The sequence below is a fragment of the Nocardioides alkalitolerans genome, assembly GCA_038184435.1.
GTDB classification, from domain to species: Bacteria; Actinomycetota; Actinomycetes; order Propionibacteriales; family Nocardioidaceae; genus Nocardioides; species Nocardioides alkalitolerans_A.
Genome location: CP116227.1, coordinates 3,863,486 through 3,884,567, shown reverse-complemented (window position 1 = coordinate 3,884,567; position 21,082 = coordinate 3,863,486). Strand labels below are relative to the sequence as shown.

Sequence of the window (21,082 nt, the reverse complement as noted above, 5' to 3'; positions counted from 1 at the left end):
TGCGGGGTGGTTCGGGCGGAACGGCAAGGGGGTACGGCGCGGGGGTACGGCGCGGGTCAGGGCCGCTGCAGCGCGTCGGACGCGCCGCTCCCGGCCAGGGACGCGGCGAGGCCGTCGACGTCGGTCGTGCGCACGACGGGCGCCGTCGGGTTGACCTCGAGCACGTCCTTGCCCAGGTGCTCGGGCGTGGGGAGCGGGATCGGGTAGACGCCGTCGAAGCAGGCGCGGCACAAGTTCTGCTTGGGCACGTCGGTGGCGTCCACGAGCTCGTCGAGGTCGATGTAGCCCAGCGAGTCGGCGTCGATGGAGCGGCAGATCTCGTCCACCGACAGCCCGTTGCCGATGAGCTCGGCGCGCGTGGCGAAGTCGATGCCGTAGAAGCAGGGCCACTTCACCGGCGGCGAGGAGATGCGCACGTGCACCTCGCGCGCGCCCGCCTCGCGGAGCATCCGCACGAGCGCCCGCTGCGTGTTGCCGCGCACGATGGAGTCGTCGACGACCACGAGGCGCTTGCCCTCGATGACGTCCCGGAGCGGGTTCAGCTTCAACCGGATGCCCAGCTGGCGGATGGTCTGCGAGGGCTGGATGAAGGTGCGGCCCACGTAGGAGTTCTTCACGAGACCGGTGCCGTACGGGATGCCCGAGGCCTCGGCGTACCCGATCGCCGACGGCGTGCCCGACTCCGGCACGGGGATGACGAGGTCGGCGTCGACCGGGAACTGCTTGGCGAGGCGGCGACCGATCTCGACGCGCACGCTGTGCATGCGCTTGCCGGTCATGATCGTGTCGGGCCGCGCGAGGTAGACGAACTCGAAGAGGCAGTGCTTCGGCTCGGGCTGCGCGAAGGTGCGGGTGCGCAGGCCGTCGGCGTCGATCGCGACGAGCTCGCCCGGGTCGATCTCGCGGATGAACGAGGCGCCGACGATGTCGAGCGCCGCCGTCTCGGAGGCGACGACCCAGCCGCGCTCGAGCCGACCCAGCACGAGCGGACGGATGCCCTGGGGGTCGCGGGCCGCGTACAGGGTGTTCTCCGTCATCCAGACGAAGGAGAACGCGCCCTTGACCTGCGGGAGCAGCTCGACGGCGCGCTCCTCGACCGTGGTGTCGGGGTGGTCGGCGAGCAGCGCGGTGACGACGCTCGTGTCGTTGGTGGAGCCGACCTGCTCGGGACGGTGCACCTTGAGGTCGAGCTCGCCGTCGAGCACGCTGCGGTCGCGCACCAGGGCGGCCAGGTCGGCCGTGTTGGTGAGGTTGCCGTTGTGGGCCAGCGCGATGGAGCCGTGCGCGGTCGGGTGGAACGTGGGCTGCGCGTTGTGCCAGGTGCTGGCGCCGGTCGTCGAGTAGCGCGAGTGGCCGATGGCGAGGTGGCCCTGCAGCGCGTCGAGGGTGGACTCGTCGAAGACCTGGGAGACGAGGCCCATGTCCTTGTAGACGAGGATCTGCCGACCGTTGCTGACCGCGATGCCGGCGGACTCCTGGCCGCGGTGCTGCAGCGCGTAGAGACCGTAGTAGGTCAGCTTCGCCACGTCCTCGCCCGGCGCCCAGACGCCGAAGACGCCGCACGCGTCCTGGGGTCCCTGGTCCTGCGGGTCGAGAGCCGCGGTGAGCCGCCCGTCGCCGCCCTTGCGTGTGCTCACGGAGTTCGCCACCGGGCCATGGTACGGCGAACGGGGCCCGGTCACCGACCACGCTCGGATCGGGCTCCTCACACCCCGCGAACCTCCCGTTGCGTCACCTCTGTGGGCGATCACCCGCGCGGCTGGGACCAGCAGGTTACTGTCGGGACACTTGCGTGACTCGGGACCGGCTTGGGGGAGGGGACCCGTGACGACAGCCACGACGAACGCGCACGACTCCGGGGGTGCTGCGGTCCCCCGCACCCCCGCCGACGCGGTGGACGCGAGCATCACCGCGGCGCTGCAGCACGGGGTGGCGGGGCGGTACGCCGAGGCGATCGACGTGCTGACCCGCGCCGCCGCCGACGTGGCCGGGTTCGGGGTCGCGGCCCTGGCGATGCGCCGCGAGTCGGGCGACCTCGAGTTCGTCAGCTTCGTCGGCGACGAGGAGGCCCGGACACTGGTGCTCGGCAAGCACCTCCCGGCGGAGGCCCTGGCCGAGCAGACCGACGAGGCGGACGTCTGGGGCCCGCTCCGCTTCCTGCCCGTCGAGCGCGCCGTGCCCGTCGGGCTCTCCTGGACGCCCGACATCGAGAAGACCGACCACCCCGACGCCTGGGACCCCGACGACTGGTTCTCCGCGCTGCTGCTGCGCCCCGACGGCGAGGTCGCCGGCGTGCTCACCCTCGACGTGCCCTTCGACGGGCTGCGGCCCGATGCCGACACACGGGCGCGACTCATCGACTACGTCGAGCGCACCGCGGCGGTGCTGGAGAACCTCGACGAGCGACACCGGGTCGAGCAGCAGCTCGCCCTGGCGGCCGCCTCCCGCGAGGTCATCCGCCGGGCCGACGCCCGCCAGGGTGCCCACGCGGTCGTGGAGGCCTGCGCGCCCGCCCTCGTCGACGCCCTGGGAGCCGACGCCGCCTGGTTCCACGTCAGCGACGGACCCTCGGTCGTCGCGAGCCGCGATTCGTCGGGCGGCCAGCAGGTCGCGCTCGAGGAGGTCGTCACGACGCCCGACGAGCTGCACCTCGTCGCCCGGATCACCCGGCACCTGTGGTCGCACCAGGAGCTGCTCATGCGCAGCGTCTACTCGCGCTCGCACCCCGGGATCTCCGACGCCGACCTCGCGGCCGTCGACGCGTGGATGGAGCGCGTGGAGGTCACCACCGTGCTCGTCGTGCCGCTCGGCACGCTCGACGAGCCGCTCGGCACGGTGGTGCTCGCCCGCAGCGGCCGGCAGCGCGACTGGAGCGACATCGAGGAGCAGGCGGCCCGGGACCTGGGCCGCGACCTCGGCGACGCCCTCCACACCGCGGCCGTGTTCGCCGAGAAGCGGGCGATGGTGGGCTACAAGGAACAGCTGATCGCGACGGTCGCCCACGAGCTGAAGAACCCCATCACCGCCGTGCTGGGCAACCTCGACGTGCTCGCGGAGCTCATCGAGCCCACCCCGCCGCTCGACGCTTCCCGGCGCGCCGCGGAGCGAATGGGCGCGCTCGTGGACGACCTGCTCGCCCTCTCGGAGGCCGACGGGCCCCAGGCCGTGCCGACCGAGCCGGCCGCGTTCGACGAGGCGGTCGTCGAGACCGTCGAGCTGCTCCGCACGGTGGCGGCGGCCAAGGAGCAGACCCTCGTCGTCGCCGTGCCCGGCGCCCCCGTGCCCGTGCTCGTGCCCCGCGGAGGTCTCGACCGGGTGCTCGGCAACCTCGTGGGCAACGCGATCAAGTACACGCCCGACGGCGGCACCGTCGTCGTCGACCTCGAGGCGGTGCCCGCCACCGGGGACCGCCCCGCGACGGCCGTCCTGCGGGTCGTCGACACCGGCATCGGCATCGCCGAGGACGACCTCGGGCGGGTGTTCAACGCCTTCGTGCGTTCCGACGACCCCGTGGCGCGACGCGAGACCGGCACCGGGCTGGGCCTCGCCATCGTGGCCCGCACGGTGCAGCGCGCCGGCGGCAGCGTGCACGTCGACTCGGTCCACGGCGAGGGCAGCACCTTCACCGTGACGCTGCCACTGGCCCCTGACCCGCGCGCCTGACACCAGCGCCTGACACCAGCGCGGTACGGCGTCACATGCGGCTCTCCCCGTCCACGATGGCCTCGCGGATCCGTGTGTAGGTGCCGCACCGGCAGATGTTGCGGATGCCGTCGAGGTCCGCGTCCGTGATGGTGCGGCCCTCGCGCCGGGCCTTGTTGACGAGCGCGACCGCGGCCATCACCTGCCCCGGCTGGCAGTAGCCGCACTGGGCGACGTCGTGCTCCAGCCACGCCTCCTGCATGGGGTGCAGCTCCTTGCCCACGGTGGCGGGCAGTCCCTCGATGGTCGTGACCTCGTCGTCGGCGCCGAGGTCGCCGACGCGCACGGCACAGGGGTTGAAGGCACGGCCGTTGACGTGCGAGGTGCACGCCTTGCAGACGTTGATGCCGCAGCCGTACTTGGGGCCGGTGACCCCGAGCAGGTCGCGCAGCACCCACAGCACGCGCACGTCGTCCTCGACGTCGACGGTCACGGTCTCGCCGTTGAGGCGGAAGGTCTGGGTGGGCACGGGGGGCTCCTCGTCGCGGAACGGTCGGGGGGTCAGTACGTGAGCCGCAGGCCGTTGGTCGGCGACGGCGGGATCGGTGGCACGAACGTCTTCGGCTCGAACGCCAGCGGCTCGCGGTGGTTGATCGGGAAGTGGGTCGGCGTCGTGCCCGTCGCCCGGGCGTAGGCGCAGGCCACGGCGGCGAAGGTGGCCGCGACCCCGGCCTCGCCGGCCCCGCCCGGTTGCGGGCTGTCCGACGGCATGACGTGCACCTCGACCTCGGGCGGCGTGTTCCACTGCCGCGTGTAGAAGTAGTTGTCCCAGCTGGCCTCGAGGAAGTGCCCGTCGCGCAGGTGCAGGCTGGAGGTGAGGGCCAGTGCGATGCCGTCGTTGATGCCGCCCTGCATCTGGGCCTCCAGGCCTCGCGGGTTGATGACGAGACCGGCGTCGACGGCGAACACGACCTTGGTGACCCGGGGTCCGGTGACCGCGTCGCGCACCTGGCGCCCGACGGTCTCCGGTCGGCAGTCGATCTCGACGAGGCAGGCGGTGGCCCCCTTGTACTCCTTGTGGATCGCGATTCCCTGGGCGGTGCCCGGCTCCATCTCGCGTCCCCAGCCGCCCTCCTCGGCGACCTTGTCGAGCACGGCCGCGACGCGGGGGTTGCGGGCGTGGGACCGCCGGAACTCGTAGGGGTCCTTGCCGAGGGTGTCGGCGATCCGGTCGACGACCAGCTCCGAGGCGGCGCGCACGTCGGGCGAGTAGATGTTGCGCATCGAGCCCGTGTTGAAGCGCTGGTCGACCTCGGTCAACGTCTGCACGACCGCGCCGAAGTTGTAGGGCACCTCCTGCGTCAGCAGGAAGACCGTCTCGCTGAAGCCCAGGTTGCCGAGACCCGTGGGCAGGTCCGCGGCGAACGCCGTGAGGGCGTCACCCAGGCCGTGCCGGAAGTCGGTCTCGATGCTGGTCAGCGACTGCTGGAAGGCGACGACCTCGTCGCCCACGAGCACGGTGCGGATCCGGGACGTGCACATCGGGTGCACCCGCCCGGCCCGGGCGTCGTCGGCCCGGTGCCACATCAGCTTCACCGGGACGCCCATCGCCTTGCTGATCCGCGCGGCCTCGAGGGCGCCGTCGAAGAAGAGCCGGCGGCCGAACGACCCGCCGCCCTGCACCACGTTGACCGTCACCTTGTCGACCGGCAGCCCCACCGCCTCGGCGATCGCCGCCTGGGCGACGACCGGCGACTTGAGCGCCGACCAGATCTCGGCGCGGTCGGAGCGCACGTCCGCGATCGCCGAGTTGGTGTCCATCGGCGAGTTGCTGCGGAAGTAGAACGTCACGTCGTGGTTGATCGTGCGGGCCAGCAGGGGGAGGCTCGGCAGCTTCGGCAGCGGCAGCTGGGACGCCTGGAGGCCCCGCAGCACGCTCTCGTCGGACTCCCCGGCGACCGGGCCGTCGTCCCACTGCGCCTCGACGGCGCGCACCGCGTCGATGCACTGGCCGAACGTCCGCGCCCGGATGGCCACCCCGAAGTCCAGCTCCGCGACGTGGGTGACGCCGGGCAGGTCGCGCACGGCGTCGAGGTTGTCGACCGACCGCAGCGTCCCGTTGAGGGTGGGCGCCCGGCACACCATCGTGGGCCAGGCGTTCTCGACCTGCAGGTCGGTCGCGTACTGCTTGCGCCCCGTGACCGCGTCCCGGGCGTCCACCCGGTTCTGCGGTGTGCCGATGATCCGCCCCGCCGGTCGGTCGGGCAGCTGCACCTCGACGGCGCGGTCCTGGGCGACCGCGGCGTCCACGGTGAGCTCGGCGTAGGTCACCCGACGGCCGTCCGGGGCCTCCACGATGCCGCCGGCCTTGGTGACGAGCTGGTCGACGTTGTCGCCGAGCAGGCGGGCGGCGGCCGCGAGCAGCGCGCCGCGGGCGACCGCGGCGGCGACCCGCACCGGCGTGTAGGTCGAGATCGTCGTGTTGGAGCCGCCCGTGAGCTGGTTGAAGAGGAGCTCGGGCCGCGCGGGGGCGAGCGAGACCCGCACCTTGTCCAGGGGCAGGTCGAGCTCCTCGGCGATGATCATCGCCGTCGAGGTCGTGATCCCCTGGCCCACCTCCGCGCGGGGCAGCGCGAAGGACGCACCGCCGTCGTCGTCGATGGTGATCGTGATGAGCTGGCTCGTCGGCAGCGTGATGTGGGTGAGGAAGTCGTTGAGGTCGTAGATCTCCGCGGGCTGCGGCACCGTGGGGATGCCGTCGGCCGCCGCGGGCGGCTGCTCGAGGAACGGCGCTGCCGCCACGAGCGTCGCGCCGCCGAGCACGAAGCCGAGGAAGCCGCGACGGCTGACCGTCCCGCTCCCCTCCGTGTCCCCTTCCGTCGCCGCCTGGTCCTGCCCGAGACCGGTCGAGCCGGCCGGACCTGTGATCGTCACGTTTCCTCCGAGAGCGTCGGCCGGAGGCACCCTGGGGGCACCGCCGGGTCGTCACTCCCTCCCTGCGACCACGGTCACATCACCGGCCGGCGGACCCAACCCGCAGGCGCCCACGATGTGGCGCGCGTCACTGTGCGATCCGCACAACTGGGCTTGGTCAGTCCACGAGGCCCAGCTGGTACGCCGCGAGGGCGAGCCCCAGCTCGGCCGGCGGCGCCCCCTCGCCCAACCGACCGGCGGTGAGGCGATGCACGCGGCGGAGCCGGTTGAGCACCGTGTTGCGGTGGCAGGGCAGCGCCCGCGCGGTGGCGGTCGGCGACCCCCCGGCCCCCACCCACGCCTCCAGTGTGTCCAGCAACGCGCGCGACTCGTCGGCGGGCAGCGCGAGCAGCGGGGCCAGCCAGTGCCGGGCGAGGCGCCCGGCGATCGCGGGCGCCGCCAGCACGAGCGCGTCGGGCAGCGCGTCGTCGAACGCGACCACGGCGAGGTCCCGGGCCGTGGCGATGCGCTGGGCCGCCACCGCCTGGGTGAACGCCTCCTCCACGTGGCCCAGGCCCGGGGCCACGCCGGAGACCCCCGTCGGGCCGACGTCCGCCGTCTCCAGCGCGGGACAGAGCGCGTCGATCGATCCCGCGGGCGCCTCGACCACGCCGACGAGGCCGATCGCGCGCCGTACCCAGCTCGAGTGGTGGCCCGCCACCCGCAGGTGCGTCTCGGCGCGACGGCCCGCCTCCGCCGGGGCGCCAGCGGGCGCGACCACCACCACGCACGGCCCGGGCGCGAGGTCGAGCACGCGGGCGGCCTCCGCCGCGAAGGCCGCGTCGGCGCCGCGGCCGGCGAGGAGGTCCTCCCAGAGGGCGGTACGGCGCTGCTCGTGCACCCGGATCGACGAGGCCTCGGCCTGGTGGTACGCCGCGGCCACCGCCGCCGAGGTGCTGTCCACCACCGCCCACAGGGCCGTGCCCAGCTCCCGCGTCTCCCGGGCCTCGAGGATGCCGTCGGCCTGGTCGAGCAGGTCGTCCCAGATGAGCCGACCGCCCATGCGGAACGAGCGCAGCACGTCGTCGAGGGGCAGCCCCTGCTCGGCCCGGCGGCGGCCGGTGGCGCGGGCCGCGTCGTACCGGTCGACCGAGGGTCCGCGGCCGTCCGGCGCGAGGCCGAGCTCGACGGCGAGCAGCTGCAGCACCCGGGCGACGTTGTCGACGCACGAGGCCCGCAGGTCCTCGACGGGGACGACGGGCAGCTCGACGTAGCCGGCGTTCTCCGCCTGGATGGTGGCCACCAGCCGGTCCGCGAGCGGACCCACCCGCGCGGCCCGGTGCCGTGCGAGGAGGTCCGCCGCGACCGGGCGCACGGTCAGGCCCGGACGGTCGAGCGAGCCAGGCGGGCGAGCAGGAGCGTCTCCGCCAGCAGCACGCGCTCGAACTCGGCGAGGTGGAGCCCCTCGTTGGCGCCGTGGGCGCGGGTGTCGGGGTCCTCGACACCGGTGACGAGGACGGCCGCCTGCGGGAACGCCTCGAGGAACTCGGCGATGAACGGGATCGAGCCGCCGACGCCCATGTCGACCGGGGCGGTGCCGTCCCACGCGTCGGCGAAGGCGGCGCGGGCGACGTCGTAGACCGGGCCGGTCGCGTCGATCTGCGTCGCCTCGCCCGTGTCGACGAGCGTGACGGTGAGCCGGGCACCCCACGGGACGTGCGCCTCGAGGTGGGTGCGGAGGGCCGCGAGGGCGCTCTCGGCGGTGTCCCCGGGGGCGATGCGCATCGAGATCTTGGCCCGGGCGGCGGGGACGAGCGTGTTGGAGGCGCCGTCGACCTTCGGGGCGTCGAGGCCGGTGATGCTGAGCGACGGCTTCGTCCAGAGGCGCTCGACGGCCGTGCCGGTGCCGATCAGCTCGACGCCGGGCGCGACGCCCGACTCGGCGCGCAACCGGTCCTCGGGGTAGTCGACGTCGGCCGCCGGACCCGCGTGCAGCCCCGCGACCGCGACGTCGCCCGCGTCGTCGTGGAGCGTGGCGATGAGCCGGGACAGCGTGATGAGGGCGTCGGGGACGAGGCCGCCCCACATGCCCGAGTGCACGGCGTGGGTCAGCGTGCGCACCTCGACGTCGACGCGCACCAGCCCACGGAGGCTGGTGGTGAGGGCCGGGACGCCGATGTCCCAGTTGGTGGAGTCGGCGATGACGATGACGTCCGCGGCGAGGTCGTCGTGGTGGGCCGCGAGCAGCGCCGGGAGCGTGTCGGACCCGACCTCCTCCTCGCCCTCGACGAACACCGTGACCCCGACGCCGAGATCGTCGCCGAGCGCGCGGATCGCGCCGAGGTGGGCGGCGATGCCCGCCTTGTCGTCGGCGGCGCCACGGCCGAAGAGGCGCGGACCGGCGGGCGAGTCGGCCTCCGTGGGCTCCCACGGCGGCGTCGCCCAGTCGGCGTGGTCGCCCTCCGGCTGCACGTCGTGGTGGGCGTAGAGCAGCACCGTCGGTGCGCCCGCGGGCGCCGGGTGGGAGGCGATGACCGCGGGGGCACCGCCGTCGGCGGACACGACCCGGGTCTCCAGGCCCTCCGCCTCCAGCAGGGCGGCGACGGCGGCCGCGCTGCGTCGTACGTCCTCGGCGCGCGCCGGGTCCGCACTCACCGACGGGATCCGCACGAGGTCCTCGAGGTCGGCGCGGACACCCGGCAGGACGTCCGCGACCCGCTGGCGCAGCTGGTCGAGAGTGAGGTCGCTCATGAGGTCGACCCTACTGATCGGCCGCGCCTGCTGATCGGCCCCGGGCGCGGCGGACGCTAGGGTCGCCGCGTGCGGCAGCGCTCTCTCGAGACGGTCAACCGGTGCGCGTCACCGGTCGACCTCCCCGGGGCTACCCCGGGGACCACCGGCACGTCCGGGCACTCCACCGCGCGCGGCTTGCTGCGCTCCGCTGCAGGTCGCCGCGCGCACGACGGGACAGGTCGAGAGCCGCTGCCGCACGCTCCCGTCCCGCACAGTCCCGTCCCGCACAGTCCCGTCCCGCACACCCCCGTCCCGCACGGTCCCGCGCGCCGGTGAGGCCCGACGTCGCGGCCGCGCTCGGGGCCGGGTTCCTCGGCGGGGAGTGGACCGAGGACGGGCTCCTCACCAGCGGGGCGCGCGTCATCGGCCGACGGCCGCAGTGGCTGCGGCAGCTCGCACAGCAGGTGATCGCGGCGTACCCCGCCGCCCCCCGCGACCGGCCCCGCGAGCTGGCCGCCGTCGTCGCGAGCCTTCCGGCGGCGGCCAAGGCGCGGCGCACCCGGGTGCTCCGCCGGGCCCCGGCGCCCACCGCGATGGCCGGCAACCGCTGGGCGCTGCCGGTGCTCGACGGGGTCGACGACCTCGCCACCCTGCTCGAGGTGGCGCCGGACGAGCTCGACTGGTTCGCCGACCCCAAGCGGTGGGCGCGGGAGGTCGCGGTGGCGCCGCTGCAGCACTACCGCGTCGGTCACCGTGTCGCGGCCAGCGGCGCGATCCGCGTGCTCGAGGCGCCCAAGCCGCGGTTGAAGCGCATCCAGCGGCTCCTGCTGGACGAGGTCCTCGACCGCATCCCGCCGCACAACGCGGCGCGCGGGTTCCGCCCCGGTGGCTCCGTGGCCCGGTACGCCGCACCCCACGCCGGCCGCGCCACCGTGCTCCACCTCGACCTCGAGGCGTTCTTCGCGAGCGTGACCGTGGGCCGCGTCTACGGCGTCTGGCGCACCGCCGGCTACCCCGAGCCCGTCGCCCACCTGCTCGCCGGGCTCACGACGACGGTGCTGCCGCGCTCGGCCTGGCGGGCGCTCCCCCGCCCCGCCGACACGAGCCTCCACGACGCGCACTGGCGGCTCGGCCGCCGGCTCGCGGCCCCGCACCTGCCCCAGGGCGCGCCCACGTCGCCGGCGCTGGCGAACCTCGCGGCGTACCGCCTCGACCTCCGCCTCGCCGCCCTCGCCGAGGCGTGGGGCGGGCGCTACACCCGGTACGCCGACGACCTCGCCCTCTCGAGCGACCGCGGCTGGGGAGCCGGTACGGCGCGGCTCGTCACCGCCGTCACCGAGGTCGTGCGGGACGAGGGCTTCCGGCTCAACCCCCTCAAGACGGCCGTCATGCGCCGCGGCGAGCGGCAGCACCTCGCCGGGCTCGTCGTCAACGACCGGCCGCGCGTCGCCCGGGACGAGGTCGACCGCCTGCGCGCGATCCTCCACAACTGCCGGGTGCACGGGCCGAGCAGCCAGAACCGGGCCGCGGTGCCGGCCTTCGCCGACCACCTCCGCGGACGCGTGGCGTGGGTCGCGCAGCACGACCCGGCGCGCGGCCAGCGGTTGCTCGACGCGTGGTACGCGGTGAACTGGGAGCGGTGAGACGGGGTGGCGACCGGTGGCGACCGGTGGCGTCACCCGGCGGGGCCCGAGCCGGTGGAGACCTACATGTTCAGCAGCACCCACATGCCCACCAGCGAGAGAACGAGGACGACCGTCCCGATCACGATCGCGATGACGGCGGGGATCGGCGCGCGCAGACCGCGACGACGTGCGCGCACGATCGACCAGGTGCCCAGCACGACGCCCGCGAGCGAACCGAACCCGGCGACCCAGCCGACGGAGCACGCCAGGGCCAGCCACCCGATCACCGACGAGGACTGCACGTCCGGTGGCGCCAGGCTGGTCCTGTCGTAGCGAGGCGTCACGGTCGTGCTCAAGCGTTTCCCCTCACTGCCGCGCACCCTCCCTGGATCACGGCCTCGCCGATCATCGCAAGCTGCGCGTGCTTCCCGTGGGCGATCGGGATGCGCCGACCCGTCTCACTCGCGGCGGGTGAAGCGGAGCTTGCCGGTGCCGAGTCGTTCGACGAGGTAGAGCGGGTCGTGGACCTGGTGGTGGTGTTGGTCGCAGAGGAGACAGCCGTCGTCGACGTTGGTGTGCCCGCCTTCTGACCATGCGGCGAGGTGGTGGGCGTGGGTCTGGTGGGGCGGTCTCGTGCAGCCTTCGGCGATGCAGCCCTTGTCGCGGATGGCCAGGGCGGTGCGCATGGCCTTGGTGTGGAAGCGGGCGGTGCGGCCGAGGTCGAGGACCTCGCTGTTGGTGCCGAGGACGGCGGGGATGATCCCCGCTCCGCAGGCGAGGCGTCGGGCTTCGCCGGCGCTGAGGGTGCCGCCGGTGTCGAGGGAGGCTGACTCGAGTCCGCCGAGGAGTGACTCCAGGGTCATCGTCACGACGACGGTCGCACCCGTCCCGCCTGTGGCCGGGAGGTCTTTCTGGTCGAGCATCTCGAGCAGCTGTTGGAAGGCCTGGCCGTAGCGTTCCGGCGTCGGCCGTCCTGCCTGGAAGCGCTGGTCGGGGTCGTCGTTGGTGTTGAGGTGCTTCGGTGCGGCGTAGGCATCCAGGGCTTTGCGGAGCATGGCGCCGTGGAGCTCGGGCAGCGTGAAGCGTCCGTGGACCTTGCCGTGGCCGTCGGAGACCATGCTGAGCCGGGAGGCCGCGCGGGCCTCGCGTTCCTCCTTCTCCAGCAGCGCGGCCTCGTGGGCTTCGCCGATGTCGGGGGCGATGACCGTGAGGATCTTCTTGCCCACGGCTCGCAGGGCCTTGGCGTCGTGGTCGGCGGCGAACCCGACGAGCGTCTTCTCGGCCTGCAGTCGTAGCTCGGCCGGCAGCTCGTCGGGGAGCGCGTCGAGCGCCCTGACGATGACGTCGGCCTGCTCGGTGTTGACCGTCCCGGCCTCGCAGGCTGGCGCCAGGTGCGTCTCGCACCGACCAGTCAGAGCGTCACCGATCCTCGCGAACCGATAGGCATCGCGACGCGTGAGAGCACCGGCGTTCGCCATCCATACCGCGGCGGTCGACGCACCGTTCTGCCGGTGGATCTCGACCTCCTCGGCGTGCTGCACCAACACCGCGACCAGCGCCGACGCGCGCGCGACGAGGCGGTGGGCGTCAACGAGCGCGATTCCGGTCTGCGGTGCACTCAACCACCCGAGCCCGGTGCGGCCGTCCGCGGCGAGCACGGCCGTGGCCACCCGGATCGCCTCCAGCACCGGATGCCCCACATCGACCGCACCGGCACCGGGACTCGAGGCGACGCCCGGCACCACCCACCCAGGCTCCGGCTCCGCGGCCGGCTCAGGCGCGTCGTACTGACCCTCGCCGCGCGAGACGATCCGGCATCCGCGCGTCGCCTCGACGGGCCATTCCCCGGTGGTGAACGCGTGCTCCAACCAGTCGGGATCGGGCAGATCGACCAAGAAGTCGGCAGGCGGCTCCGGCACCGGTGGCCCGAAGCCACCGGCGTCACCAGATGAGCCGACCCCCGTCATGGCCACCACTCAACCCGACACCACCGACAGTTCTGAACCACACCGGACAAAGCCGCCGTACGGCCTGTGGACAACCCCGAGACCCGCCGCCGTTCGACCCAACTCGACGCACCCGCCGCGCCGTTCAACCCAACTCGACGCCCCCGCCGCGCCGAACAACCCAACTCGACACGCACGCCGCGCCGAACAACCCAACTCGACGCGCCCTCACACCGCCCTCACCCCACCGCCGCGCTCCGCCCGGCCGGCACGGACGAGCTGCGCGTCGTGGCCGCGGCGATGCCGGCGACGACGAGCGGCAGGAGCAGCACCAGCGCACCGATGAGCAGCCACGGCACCGCGAGCACCGGGCCGGGCAGGCCCTCGGTGCCGTAGCCGTAGTAGTCGATCGGGGCCGTCAGCGGGAACGCGACCGCGATGCCCGGCACCAGGCCGACGAGCAGGCCGAGGCCGGCGCCGATCCCCGTGATGACGAGGGCGTAGGAGGCGGCGATGCGGCGCCGTACCCCCGGGGTCGCACCCACCGCGCCCAGCGTCGCGAGGTCGCCGGCGGCGTCGTTGATGGCGAGCGTGGTGGCCGTCAGGCTGCCGACGAGCACGAGCAGGAGGGCGACGGTCCCGAGCCCGACGAGCACCCACACGGTCTCGGCGGGGCTCTCGTACCCCGTCTCCTCGTAGAGCGTCAGCCCCCGTCCCGCCTCCTCGACCTGCTCCCGCAGCTCCTGCGCGCCCTCCGGTCCCGGGCCGTCGGGCAGCAGCAGCGCCGTGGTCGCCGGCTGCACCTCGGCGGGGGCGCCCGCCGTCACCTCGGCAGCGAGCGCGGTCGGCAGCACGGCGGCGAACCGCGCCGTGGGCCGCTCCGAGCGCACGAGCGTGGCCGGCACCTCGGCCGCCACGAGCTCGTCGTTCTCGTCCTCGGCGGTGCCCTGCTGGTACCGCCACCGGGTCGCCGTGAGCAGCACCTGCCGCTCCTCGCCCGCGCCGGCGGGGTCCATGACCACCACGAGCGCCCGGCCAGCAGCGAGCGCGTCCCGCGCGACCTGGCGGTCGGCCGGGGCGATGCCCGCGTCGAGGTCCGCCGCTCCGAGGTCGTCGGCGACGAGGACCTGGCTGCCGTACGACGTCGTCCACGACCCGTAGGACCACCCCTCGTCGTCGCCCAGGATCGTCGCGCTCCAGTCGATCTGCACCTCGTCGTCCGAGCGGAAGCCGAGACCCTCCACCGGTACGGCCCCTGCGGGCACGACGTCCTCCACGGCGGCCAGGTCGTCGTCGAGCGGCACCCCCGTGGCCGATCGCACGACGGCCTGGCCGACGGGGAGCTCGGGGCTGTAGGCCCGTGCCTCCTGCTCGGCGTCGCTCGCGCCGCCGATGCCGAGCGCCACCGCGCCGGCCACGGTCGCCGCCACGGCCGCGATCGCGGGCACCGTGCGGGAGCGGTGCCGCGCCGAGTCCCGTACGGCGAAGCGCAGCGCCGACGGGAGCCGGGCCGCCGACCGGCCCAGCAGGGCGAGCAGCGGCGCGACGAGCAGCACGGTGCCGATCACCAGCGGCACGGCGCCGAAGGCGACGAGCCGCTCGTCGCGGTCGACCGCTCCCCCGACCGCGGCCGCAACCCCCAGGGCGACCAGGACGGCACCCACGACGGGCGACCGGTGGCCGGGGCGGTCGTCACCCCGCCGGCCCGCCAGCACGGCGACGACGTCGGTGCGCGACGCCAGCCATGCCGGGACGACGGCGGCCAGCAGCGCGCTGACCACGCCGAAGGCGGCGACGGCGAGCACCGCGCCCCACGGCACGTCGAAGGGCCCGAGGCGGCCGCCGGACACCTGCTGGTCGACCCACGGCCACTGCGCTGCGGCCTGTTCCAGGCCCCACGGCACGACGGCGGCGACGGCGATCCCGCCGAGCACGCCGACGACGGCCGCCCCCACGCCCAGCACGACACCGGAGGCCAGCACGAGGGTGCGGACCTGGGCCGGCGTCGCCCCGCCGGTGACGAGCAGGGCCACCGTCCGCGCCTGGCGGCGCGCACCGACCGCGAAGGCCGGACCGGCGAGCAGCACCACCTCGAGGAGCACCATGACGACGATGAGTGCCCCCGAGACGACCACCCCGTCGTCGACGACGCTGTAGCCGACCTCGGCCTCGATCGCCTCGGCCTCCGCCGGCGGGTCCTCGACGACCGCCCGGGAGAGGACGAGGACACCGTCGGCGTTGAGGGCCTCGACGTCGTCCCAGGTCACCGGGGCGCCGCCGACGAGGTACCTCGCCGAGGCCACCTGGGTGTCGTCGAGACCGAGAGCACCGAGGGGGCCCGTCACGAACGGCCCCTGGTCGGTGCGGCTCTCCGCGATGCCGACGACCGTGCGCGCCGCGCCGCCGATCTCGACCTCGTCACCGACGTCGGCACCGCGACGCGCGAGCGCGGCACTGACGGCCACCTCGCCCGTCGTCGCGGGCAGCCGCCCGTCGGCGAGCTCGACCAGCCCGGAGCCGAGCGGGGACGTCAGGTCGACCTCCAGGGCGGGGGCGTAGAGGCGGCCGCCGCCGACCTCGACCTCCGCCGATCCCTCGCGCAGCTCGACGACGGGCCGGTCGCCCAGCACGTCCGTCCAGGCGCTCGGGTCGGCGGAGGGGTCGTCCACCATCGAGAACGCGTCGCCCATCCCGCCGCCGCTGCCCGACGACCAGCCGTCGTCGGGGTCCGCGGCCTGGCGCAACGGCCCCATCGAGGTGGGCGCCAGGGCGGCCTGCGCCTCGGGCCCCAGCTCCCGGTCGAGCCGCTCCGTGGAGCTGATGTCGGCGGACGCGTACAGCACCGCACCCGCCGTCACGACGAGCACGGGGAGGGTCAGCATGACGAGGACGATCGCCGTACGCCCGCGGTGCCGCGCCAGGTCCCGCCGCGCGAGCCGCAGCAGCGGCCGCCAGCCGGTCATCGACGCGCCCCGCTGAGCGCGATCGTGCTGTCCCCGGCCGCTCCGCCGTCCGCGCCGACCAGCCGGCCGTCGCGCAGGTGGACGATGCGGTCGGCCCAGGCCGCGAGCCGCGGCTCGTGGGTGACCATGACCCCGGCGACGCCCTCGTCGCAGCGCCCGCGGAGCACCTCGAGCACGTCCTCGCCCGACACCGAGTCGAGCGCGCCCGTCGGCTCGTCGGCCAGCACGAGCCGACGCTGGCCGACGATCGCCCGGGCGATGGCGACCCGCTGCTGCTGTCCGCCGGACATCTGGTCGGGGTAGCGGTCGGCCACCTGCGGCACCCCGACCTCCTCCAGCGCGAGGAGCGCGTCGGCGCGGGCGTCCCGCGGACGTACCCCCGCGAGCTCCCGCGGCAGCGCCACGTTCTCGGCGGCGGTGAGGGCCGGCACGAGGTTGAAGTCCTGGAACACGTACCCGATCGACGAGCGCCGCCGCAGCGCCCGCGCCGCCGGCGACGCCTCCGCGAGGTTCTCGCCCTCGACGAGCACCCGCCCGGACGACGGGGTGTCGAGGCCACCCGCGATGGTCAGCAGGGTCGACTTGCCGGACCCCGAGGGGCCCATGATCGCGACGAGCTCGCCCGCGGCGACCTCGAGCGTGACGCCGCGCAGGGCGTCGACGCGGGCCGCGCCCTCACCGTGCGCGCGGTGCACGTCCTCGAGGCGGAGCACGACGGGAGCGGCGGGGGTCGGTGTGCTCATCGGACGTTCTCCTGCGGCTCGGCGGGGTGGGCAGTGGCGGTGGGGGTGGGGGTGGGGTCACCGGGGCCGGTACGGCGGGGTGGTCGCCCAAGGCGGGCCAGGCGGGTCTCGCAGTGGTCGAGCCACCGCACCTCGGCCTCCGCGGCGAAGACGAGCGAGTCGAGCACCAGGCTCCACGCCAGCTCGTCCGCCCCCAGCTCCTTGCCGGCCGGGGGACGCGACCGGCGCTGGGCGCGGGTGTGCTCCTGCAGGGCCGCGACCGTCGCCTCGCGCTGCCGCTGGATGACGGCGACGACGTCGACGTCCGGTGCGTCGACGGCGAGGGCGAGCTTGATCGCCAGCTCGTCGCGGGGCGGCGTCTCGCGCGGCACCGGCGAGGCGAACCACGAGGCGCTCTCCGCGCGACCGCGCTCGGTCAGCACGTAGAGCACCTGCTGCTCGCCCCCGCCCTCGTCCTGGCGCTCGACGAGGCCGTCGCGCTCGAGGCGGGCGAGCGTCGTGTAGACCTGCCCGATGTTGAGCGGCCACGTCGCTCCCGTGCGCGCCTCGAACTCGGCCCGGAGCTGGTAGCCGTACTTCGGGTCCGGATCGAGCAGCGCGAGCAACGCGTTGCGGACCGACATGGGCCCCTCCTCGCAGTGGTGGATACCGGGTATGCATATCACGGGCCGTACATACCCGGTATCCATTTCGCCGAGGGCGCGCCGGTGTCGGGCTACCCCGACCCCCGATCGTCCGGCCGCCCGGCTGCCACACGGGACGCGCGATCCCTAGCGTCGTCGTCATGACCGAGACTCGTCCCATGCCGCCCGTCGACGCCGCCTCGACCGGCCCCGCGACCGGCCCCGCGACCGGCCCCGCGACCGGCCCCGCGACCGCGCCGTACGACACCCGGCGCCGCGGCGCCGGCCGCGTGCTGGCGGAGACCGGCTACGCCCTGACGGCGTTCCCGATCGGCCTCGTCGGCTTCGTGCTGGTCGTGACCGGGGTCGCCCTCGGCGCGGGCCTGGCGGTCGTCGTCGTCGGCCTCCCCGTGCTCGCGCTGACGGCGGTCGTGGCCCGGGGGTTCGCCCACCTCGAGCGGTCCCGGATGCGCGGGCTGCTCGACCGGGAGGCCTCGGCGCCGACGTACGCCGCGGCTCGCCCCGGCGACGGCAGGTTCCGTCGCGTCCTCACCCCGCTGCGCGACCCGCAGTCGTGGCTCGACATGGTCTGGGCGGTGCTGGCGCTCGCGACCGGCACGCTGGCGTTCGTCGCCGTCGTCACCTGCTGGGCCCTCGTGCTCGGCGGCCTCACGTTCTGGTTCTGGCAGCAGTGGCTGCCGGACGACCCCGACAACCGCTCGCTGGCCGAGCTCCTGGGCCTCGGCGACGGGCGCGGCGCGGAGAGCGCGCTCAACCTCGTGCTCGGCCTCCTCGCACTGGCCCTGCTGCCCTGGGTCGTCCGCCTCGTCGTGCTCCTGCACGCCGGCCTGGCCGAGGCACTGCTCTGCAGCCGGGCGAGCCTGCAGGCCGAGGTGCGCCGCGCCACCGGCGGCCGCGACGCCGCCCGCGACGCCGAGGCCCGCTCGCTCCGCCGCCTGGAGCGCGACATCCACGACGGGCCCCAGCAGCGGCTCGTGCGTCTCGCGATGGACATCGGCCGGGCCCGGCACCAGCTCGAGAAGGACCCCGAGCGGGCGCGGGAGGCGCTGGACGCGGCGTACACGCAGGCCCGGGACGCCATCGACGAGCTGCGTGCCCTGTCGCGGGGCATCGCGCCGCCCCTGCTCGTCGACCGCGGCCTCGGGCCGGCGCTCGAGGAGCTGGTGAGCCGCGCCGACGCCGAGGTCGAGCTGCGGATCGACCCGGAGCTGGCCCACGGGCTGGCGCCGCACGTCGAGACCGCGCTCTACTTCGTCGTGGCCGAGGGCATGACGAACGTGGCCAAGCACTCCGGCGCCGCGACGGTGCTGGTGCAGGTCGAGCGGGAGGGGGCCAGCGTGGCCGCGAACGTCGCCGACGACGGTGTCGGCGGGGCCCACCAGGGCAAGGGGTCGGGCCTCGCCGGGCTCGAGGAGCGGGTGCGCGGTCTCGGCGGACGGCTCCTGCTCTCCTCCCCCGCCGGCGGTCCGACGGTGCTCCGCGCGGAGGTGCCGCTCGATGGCTGAGGGCAGGGGTGACGGCAGGAGTGACGGGACAGGCGAGCACCTGCGCGTCGTCGTCGCCGACGACTCGGTCCTGCTGCGGGAGGGCCTCCAGCTGATCCTCGCCGACGCGGGGCACACCGTGGTCGCGACGGCGGGCGACGGCCCCGGCCTCGTGGCCGCGGTGGCCGCGCACGTGCCCGACCTCGCCCTCGTCGACGTGCGGATGCCGCCCAGCCACACCGACGAGGGCCTGCGGGCCGCGGTCGAGATCCGCCGCGCGCGGCCGGGGGCACGGATCCTCGTGCTGAGCCAGTACGTCGAGGTGTCCTACGCCGACGAGCTCCTCGCCTCGGGCGAGGGCGGGGTCGGCTACCTCCTCAAGGACCGCGTCAGCGAGCTGGGCTCGTTCCTCGACGCCGTCGCGACCGTCGCCGCCGGCGGGACCGTGCTCGACCCGCTCGTCGTCGCGCAGCTCATGCGGCGGCGCCGCGACCCGCTCGAGGCCCTCACGCCCCGTGAGCGCGAGGTGCTCGCCGCGATGGCCGAGGGTCTCTCCAACGCCGCGATCGCCGCCCGACTCACGGTCACCGAGGGCGGCGTGGAGAAGCACACGCAGCGCATCTTCGCCAAGCTCGACCTCCACGCCGACGACGCCCAGCACCGCCGGGTCAAGGCCGTGCTGGCGTTCCTGCGGCAGGGGCCATACTGACCGGGTGACCGACCCCGCCGCCTGGCTGCTCTCCCCGGCCGACCGCGGCAACCCGGCGACCCGCGTCGACGCCGCCGACGTGCCCGGTGAGCCCGACCGCTCCTGGACGACCGGCAACCGCGTCCTCGCCCACATCGACGGCGCCTCCTACTTCGAGGCGCTGCACCGGGTCGTCGAGGCGACCGGACCGGGCGACCTCGTCTGGTTCACCGACTGGATGGGCGACGGGAACCTCCGCCTCACCGGCGAGCCGGGCAGCGAGGTCGTCGAGGTGCTCGGCCGCGCCCTGGCGCGGGGCGTCGACGTGCGCGGCCTCGTCTGGCGGTCCCACACCGACCAGGCCGGCTTCTTCGCGCCCAGCAACCGCCACCTCGGCGAGCAGCTCGGCCGCCGCGGCGCCGAGGTGTCCCTCGACATGCGGGTGCGGCCCGGCGGCTCCCACCACCAGAAGTTCGTCGTGGTGCGGCACGCCGACGACGCGGACCGCGACGTCGCCTTCGTCGGCGGCATCGACCTCGCCCGCAACCGCCGCGACGACCAGCACCACGCGGGCGACCCGCAGGCGCGCGGCCTGACGAAGGAGTACGGCGCGCACTCGCCCTGGCACGACGTGCAGCTCGAGCTGCGCGGCCCCGTGGTGCGGGACGTGGAGACGACCTTCCGCGAGCGCTGGGAGGACCCGGCGCCGCTGACGCTCGCGCCCTGGCGCCGGATCGCCGACGCCCTGCGCCGCGTCGAGACGGACCCGTCGCCGCTGCCGCCGCAGGCCGCCGCGCCCCCGCCGGCGGGCGACGCGACGGTGCAGCTGCTGCGCACCTACCCCGACCTCGGCCCGGGCCGGGGCTACGACTTCGCTCCCGAGGGCGAGCGCAGCGTGGCGCGGGGCTACTCGCGGGCGATCGCGCGGGCCCGCGAGCTCGTCTACATCGAGGACCAGTTCTTCTGGAGCCACGACACCGAGCACAACCTGCCGGGACGCCGCAAGAGCTCCACCAACGAGCCGCACGGCAACGACGTCGTGGCCGCCCTCGAGCAGCAGCTCGAGGCGGAGCCCGGACTGCGCGTCGTCATCGTGGTCCCGCGCCACCCCGACCAGGACGGCATCAACCGGCAGGCGCAGCTGCTGGCCCGGCACCGCGCCCTCGAGCGGCTGGTGCGGGTCGCGCCGGGGCGGGTCGCGGCGTACTGCCTCGAGAACACCTCCGGCACCCCCGTCTACGTGCACGCGAAGGTCTGCATCGTCGACGACACGTGGGCGACGACGGGCTCGGACAACTTCAACCGCCGTTCCTGGACCCACGACTCCGAGCTGACCGCCGCCGTGCTCGACCCGGTGCACGCGCGCACCCTGCGGATGCGGCTGGCCGCCGAGCACCTCGGGCGGCTCGCCCCCGACGAGGGCGTCGGCCCGGACGGTGCGGACGTCGGCGAGCTCGACCGCGTCGCCGACTGCAAGACCGCGGACGGGTTCTTCGAGCAGCTCTCGCTGGCGGCGACGCACCTCGACGACTGGCACGCCGCGGGCCGCGTCGGCGAGCGGCCTCCCGGCCACCTGCGCCGCCTGCCCCGGGCGGAGCCCCCCGCGGTGCTGCGGCCCCTGGCGCGGCTGCTGCTGGCCACGGTGCACGACCCCGACGGCCGTCCGGCGCACCTGCGGGCGACCGAGTCCTACTGAGCCGC

At 74.9% G+C, this 21,082-nt stretch carries 15 protein-coding genes; 5 read left to right on the top strand and 10 right to left on the bottom strand.

Features of this window, described 5'->3' with window-relative positions; all coding sequences use genetic code 11:
* Positions 1 to 56: 56 nt before the first annotated feature.
* Positions 57 to 1,637: an amidophosphoribosyltransferase gene (purF, locus tag PIR53_18450; GenBank protein WZH51985.1), complete on the bottom strand. Its 1,581-nt coding sequence runs from the start codon at positions 1,635 to 1,637 to the stop codon at positions 57 to 59.
* Positions 1,638 to 1,824: 187 nt separating this feature from the next.
* On the opposite strand from purF, the gene PIR53_18445 reads away from it, so the two are divergent.
* Positions 1,825 to 3,663, top strand: coding sequence for a GAF domain-containing sensor histidine kinase (locus PIR53_18445; protein WZH51984.1), 1,839 nt, complete (start codon positions 1,825 to 1,827; stop codon positions 3,661 to 3,663).
* A gap of 31 nt (positions 3,664 to 3,694) precedes the next feature.
* Here PIR53_18445 and PIR53_18440 read toward each other — a convergent pair whose 3' ends face one another.
* The 4 genes from PIR53_18440 to PIR53_18425 all read right to left on the bottom strand — a co-directional run bounded on the left by PIR53_18440 (position 3,695) and on the right by PIR53_18425 (position 9,306).
* A complete protein-coding gene (locus tag PIR53_18440) occupies positions 3,695 to 4,171 on the bottom strand; it encodes a (2Fe-2S)-binding protein (protein ID WZH51983.1) in 477 nt (158 codons plus the stop codon).
* Positions 4,172 to 4,203: 32 nt separating this feature from the next.
* Complete coding sequence (locus PIR53_18435; GenBank protein WZH51982.1) at positions 4,204 to 6,576, bottom strand: molybdopterin-dependent oxidoreductase; 2,373 nt, start codon at positions 6,574 to 6,576, stop codon at positions 4,204 to 4,206.
* Between the two features lie 157 nt (positions 6,577 to 6,733).
* On the bottom strand, positions 6,734 to 7,858 hold the full coding sequence (locus PIR53_18430; GenBank protein WZH51981.1) for a helix-turn-helix domain-containing protein: 1,125 nt from the start codon (positions 7,856 to 7,858) through the stop codon (positions 6,734 to 6,736).
* Positions 7,859 to 7,932: 74 nt separating this feature from the next.
* On the bottom strand, positions 7,933 to 9,306 hold the full coding sequence (locus PIR53_18425; GenBank protein ID WZH51980.1) for a dipeptidase: 1,374 nt from the start codon (positions 9,304 to 9,306) through the stop codon (positions 7,933 to 7,935).
* 314 nt (positions 9,307 to 9,620) lie between these two features.
* Between PIR53_18425 and PIR53_18420 the strand changes: the two genes are divergently transcribed.
* Positions 9,621 to 10,931 carry a reverse transcriptase family protein gene (locus PIR53_18420; protein WZH51979.1) on the top strand — a complete coding sequence of 437 codons (1,311 nt, stop codon included), beginning with the start codon at positions 9,621 to 9,623 and terminating at the stop codon, positions 10,929 to 10,931.
* Between the two features lie 62 nt (positions 10,932 to 10,993).
* Here the strand turns inward: PIR53_18420 and PIR53_18415 are convergent, their stop codons facing one another.
* The 5 genes from PIR53_18415 to PIR53_18395 all read right to left on the bottom strand — a co-directional run bounded on the left by PIR53_18415 (position 10,994) and on the right by PIR53_18395 (position 17,188).
* Positions 10,994 to 11,269, bottom strand: a complete 276-nt coding sequence (locus PIR53_18415; GenBank protein ID WZH51978.1) for a hypothetical protein — start codon at positions 11,267 to 11,269, stop codon at positions 10,994 to 10,996.
* Positions 11,270 to 11,371: 102 nt separating this feature from the next.
* Positions 11,372 to 12,880 carry a DUF222 domain-containing protein gene (locus PIR53_18410; protein ID WZH51977.1) on the bottom strand — a complete coding sequence of 503 codons (1,509 nt, stop codon included), beginning with the start codon at positions 12,878 to 12,880 and terminating at the stop codon, positions 11,372 to 11,374.
* A 218-nt stretch (positions 12,881 to 13,098) separates the two neighbouring features.
* Complete coding sequence (locus PIR53_18405; protein WZH51976.1) at positions 13,099 to 15,822, bottom strand: FtsX-like permease family protein; 2,724 nt, start codon at positions 15,820 to 15,822, stop codon at positions 13,099 to 13,101.
* The gene (locus tag PIR53_18400) at positions 15,819 to 16,565 is read right to left on the bottom strand and encodes an ABC transporter ATP-binding protein (GenBank protein ID WZH51975.1); all 747 of its coding nucleotides are present in this window, start codon (positions 16,563 to 16,565) and stop codon (positions 15,819 to 15,821) included. Before PIR53_18400 ends, PIR53_18405 begins: the two co-directional genes overlap by 4 nt.
* Complete coding sequence (locus tag PIR53_18395) at positions 16,562 to 17,188, bottom strand: PadR family transcriptional regulator (protein WZH51974.1); 627 nt, start codon at positions 17,186 to 17,188, stop codon at positions 16,562 to 16,564. The genes PIR53_18400 and PIR53_18395 overlap by 4 nt, the downstream gene beginning before the upstream one ends.
* A 161-nt stretch (positions 17,189 to 17,349) precedes the next feature.
* Between PIR53_18395 and PIR53_18390 the strand changes: the two genes are divergently transcribed.
* From PIR53_18390 to PIR53_18380, 3 genes are read left to right on the top strand one after another with little or no spacing between them, the layout of a single operon-like run.
* A complete protein-coding gene (locus PIR53_18390) occupies positions 17,350 to 18,714 on the top strand; it encodes a sensor domain-containing protein (GenBank protein WZH51973.1) in 1,365 nt (454 codons plus the stop codon).
* On the top strand, positions 18,707 to 19,402 hold the full coding sequence (locus PIR53_18385) for a response regulator transcription factor (GenBank protein ID WZH51972.1): 696 nt from the start codon (positions 18,707 to 18,709) through the stop codon (positions 19,400 to 19,402). The genes PIR53_18390 and PIR53_18385 overlap by 8 nt, the downstream gene beginning before the upstream one ends.
* 4 nt (positions 19,403 to 19,406) lie before the next feature.
* Entirely contained in the window at positions 19,407 to 21,077 is a 1,671-nt protein-coding gene (locus tag PIR53_18380; protein ID WZH51971.1) for a phospholipase D family protein, read from the top strand.
* The last annotated feature ends 5 nt before the right edge of the window (positions 21,078 to 21,082 follow it).

Coding starts and splice junctions, on each gene's coding strand:
- PIR53_18425 (WZH51980.1), bottom strand. CDS start 9,306: ATGAGCGACCTCACTCTCGACCAGCTGCGCCAGCGGGTCGCGGACGTC.
- PIR53_18410 (WZH51977.1), bottom strand. CDS start 12,880: ATGACGGGGGTCGGCTCATCTGGTGACGCCGGTGGCTTCGGGCCACCG.
- PIR53_18405 (WZH51976.1), bottom strand. CDS start 15,822: ATGACCGGCTGGCGGCCGCTGCTGCGGCTCGCGCGGCGGGACCTGGCG.
- PIR53_18400 (WZH51975.1), bottom strand. CDS start 16,565: ATGAGCACACCGACCCCCGCCGCTCCCGTCGTGCTCCGCCTCGAGGAC.
- PIR53_18395 (WZH51974.1), bottom strand. CDS start 17,188: ATGTCGGTCCGCAACGCGTTGCTCGCGCTGCTCGATCCGGACCCGAAG.
- PIR53_18390 (WZH51973.1), top strand. CDS start 17,350: ATGACCGAGACTCGTCCCATGCCGCCCGTCGACGCCGCCTCGACCGGC.
- PIR53_18385 (WZH51972.1), top strand. CDS start 18,707: ATGGCTGAGGGCAGGGGTGACGGCAGGAGTGACGGGACAGGCGAGCAC.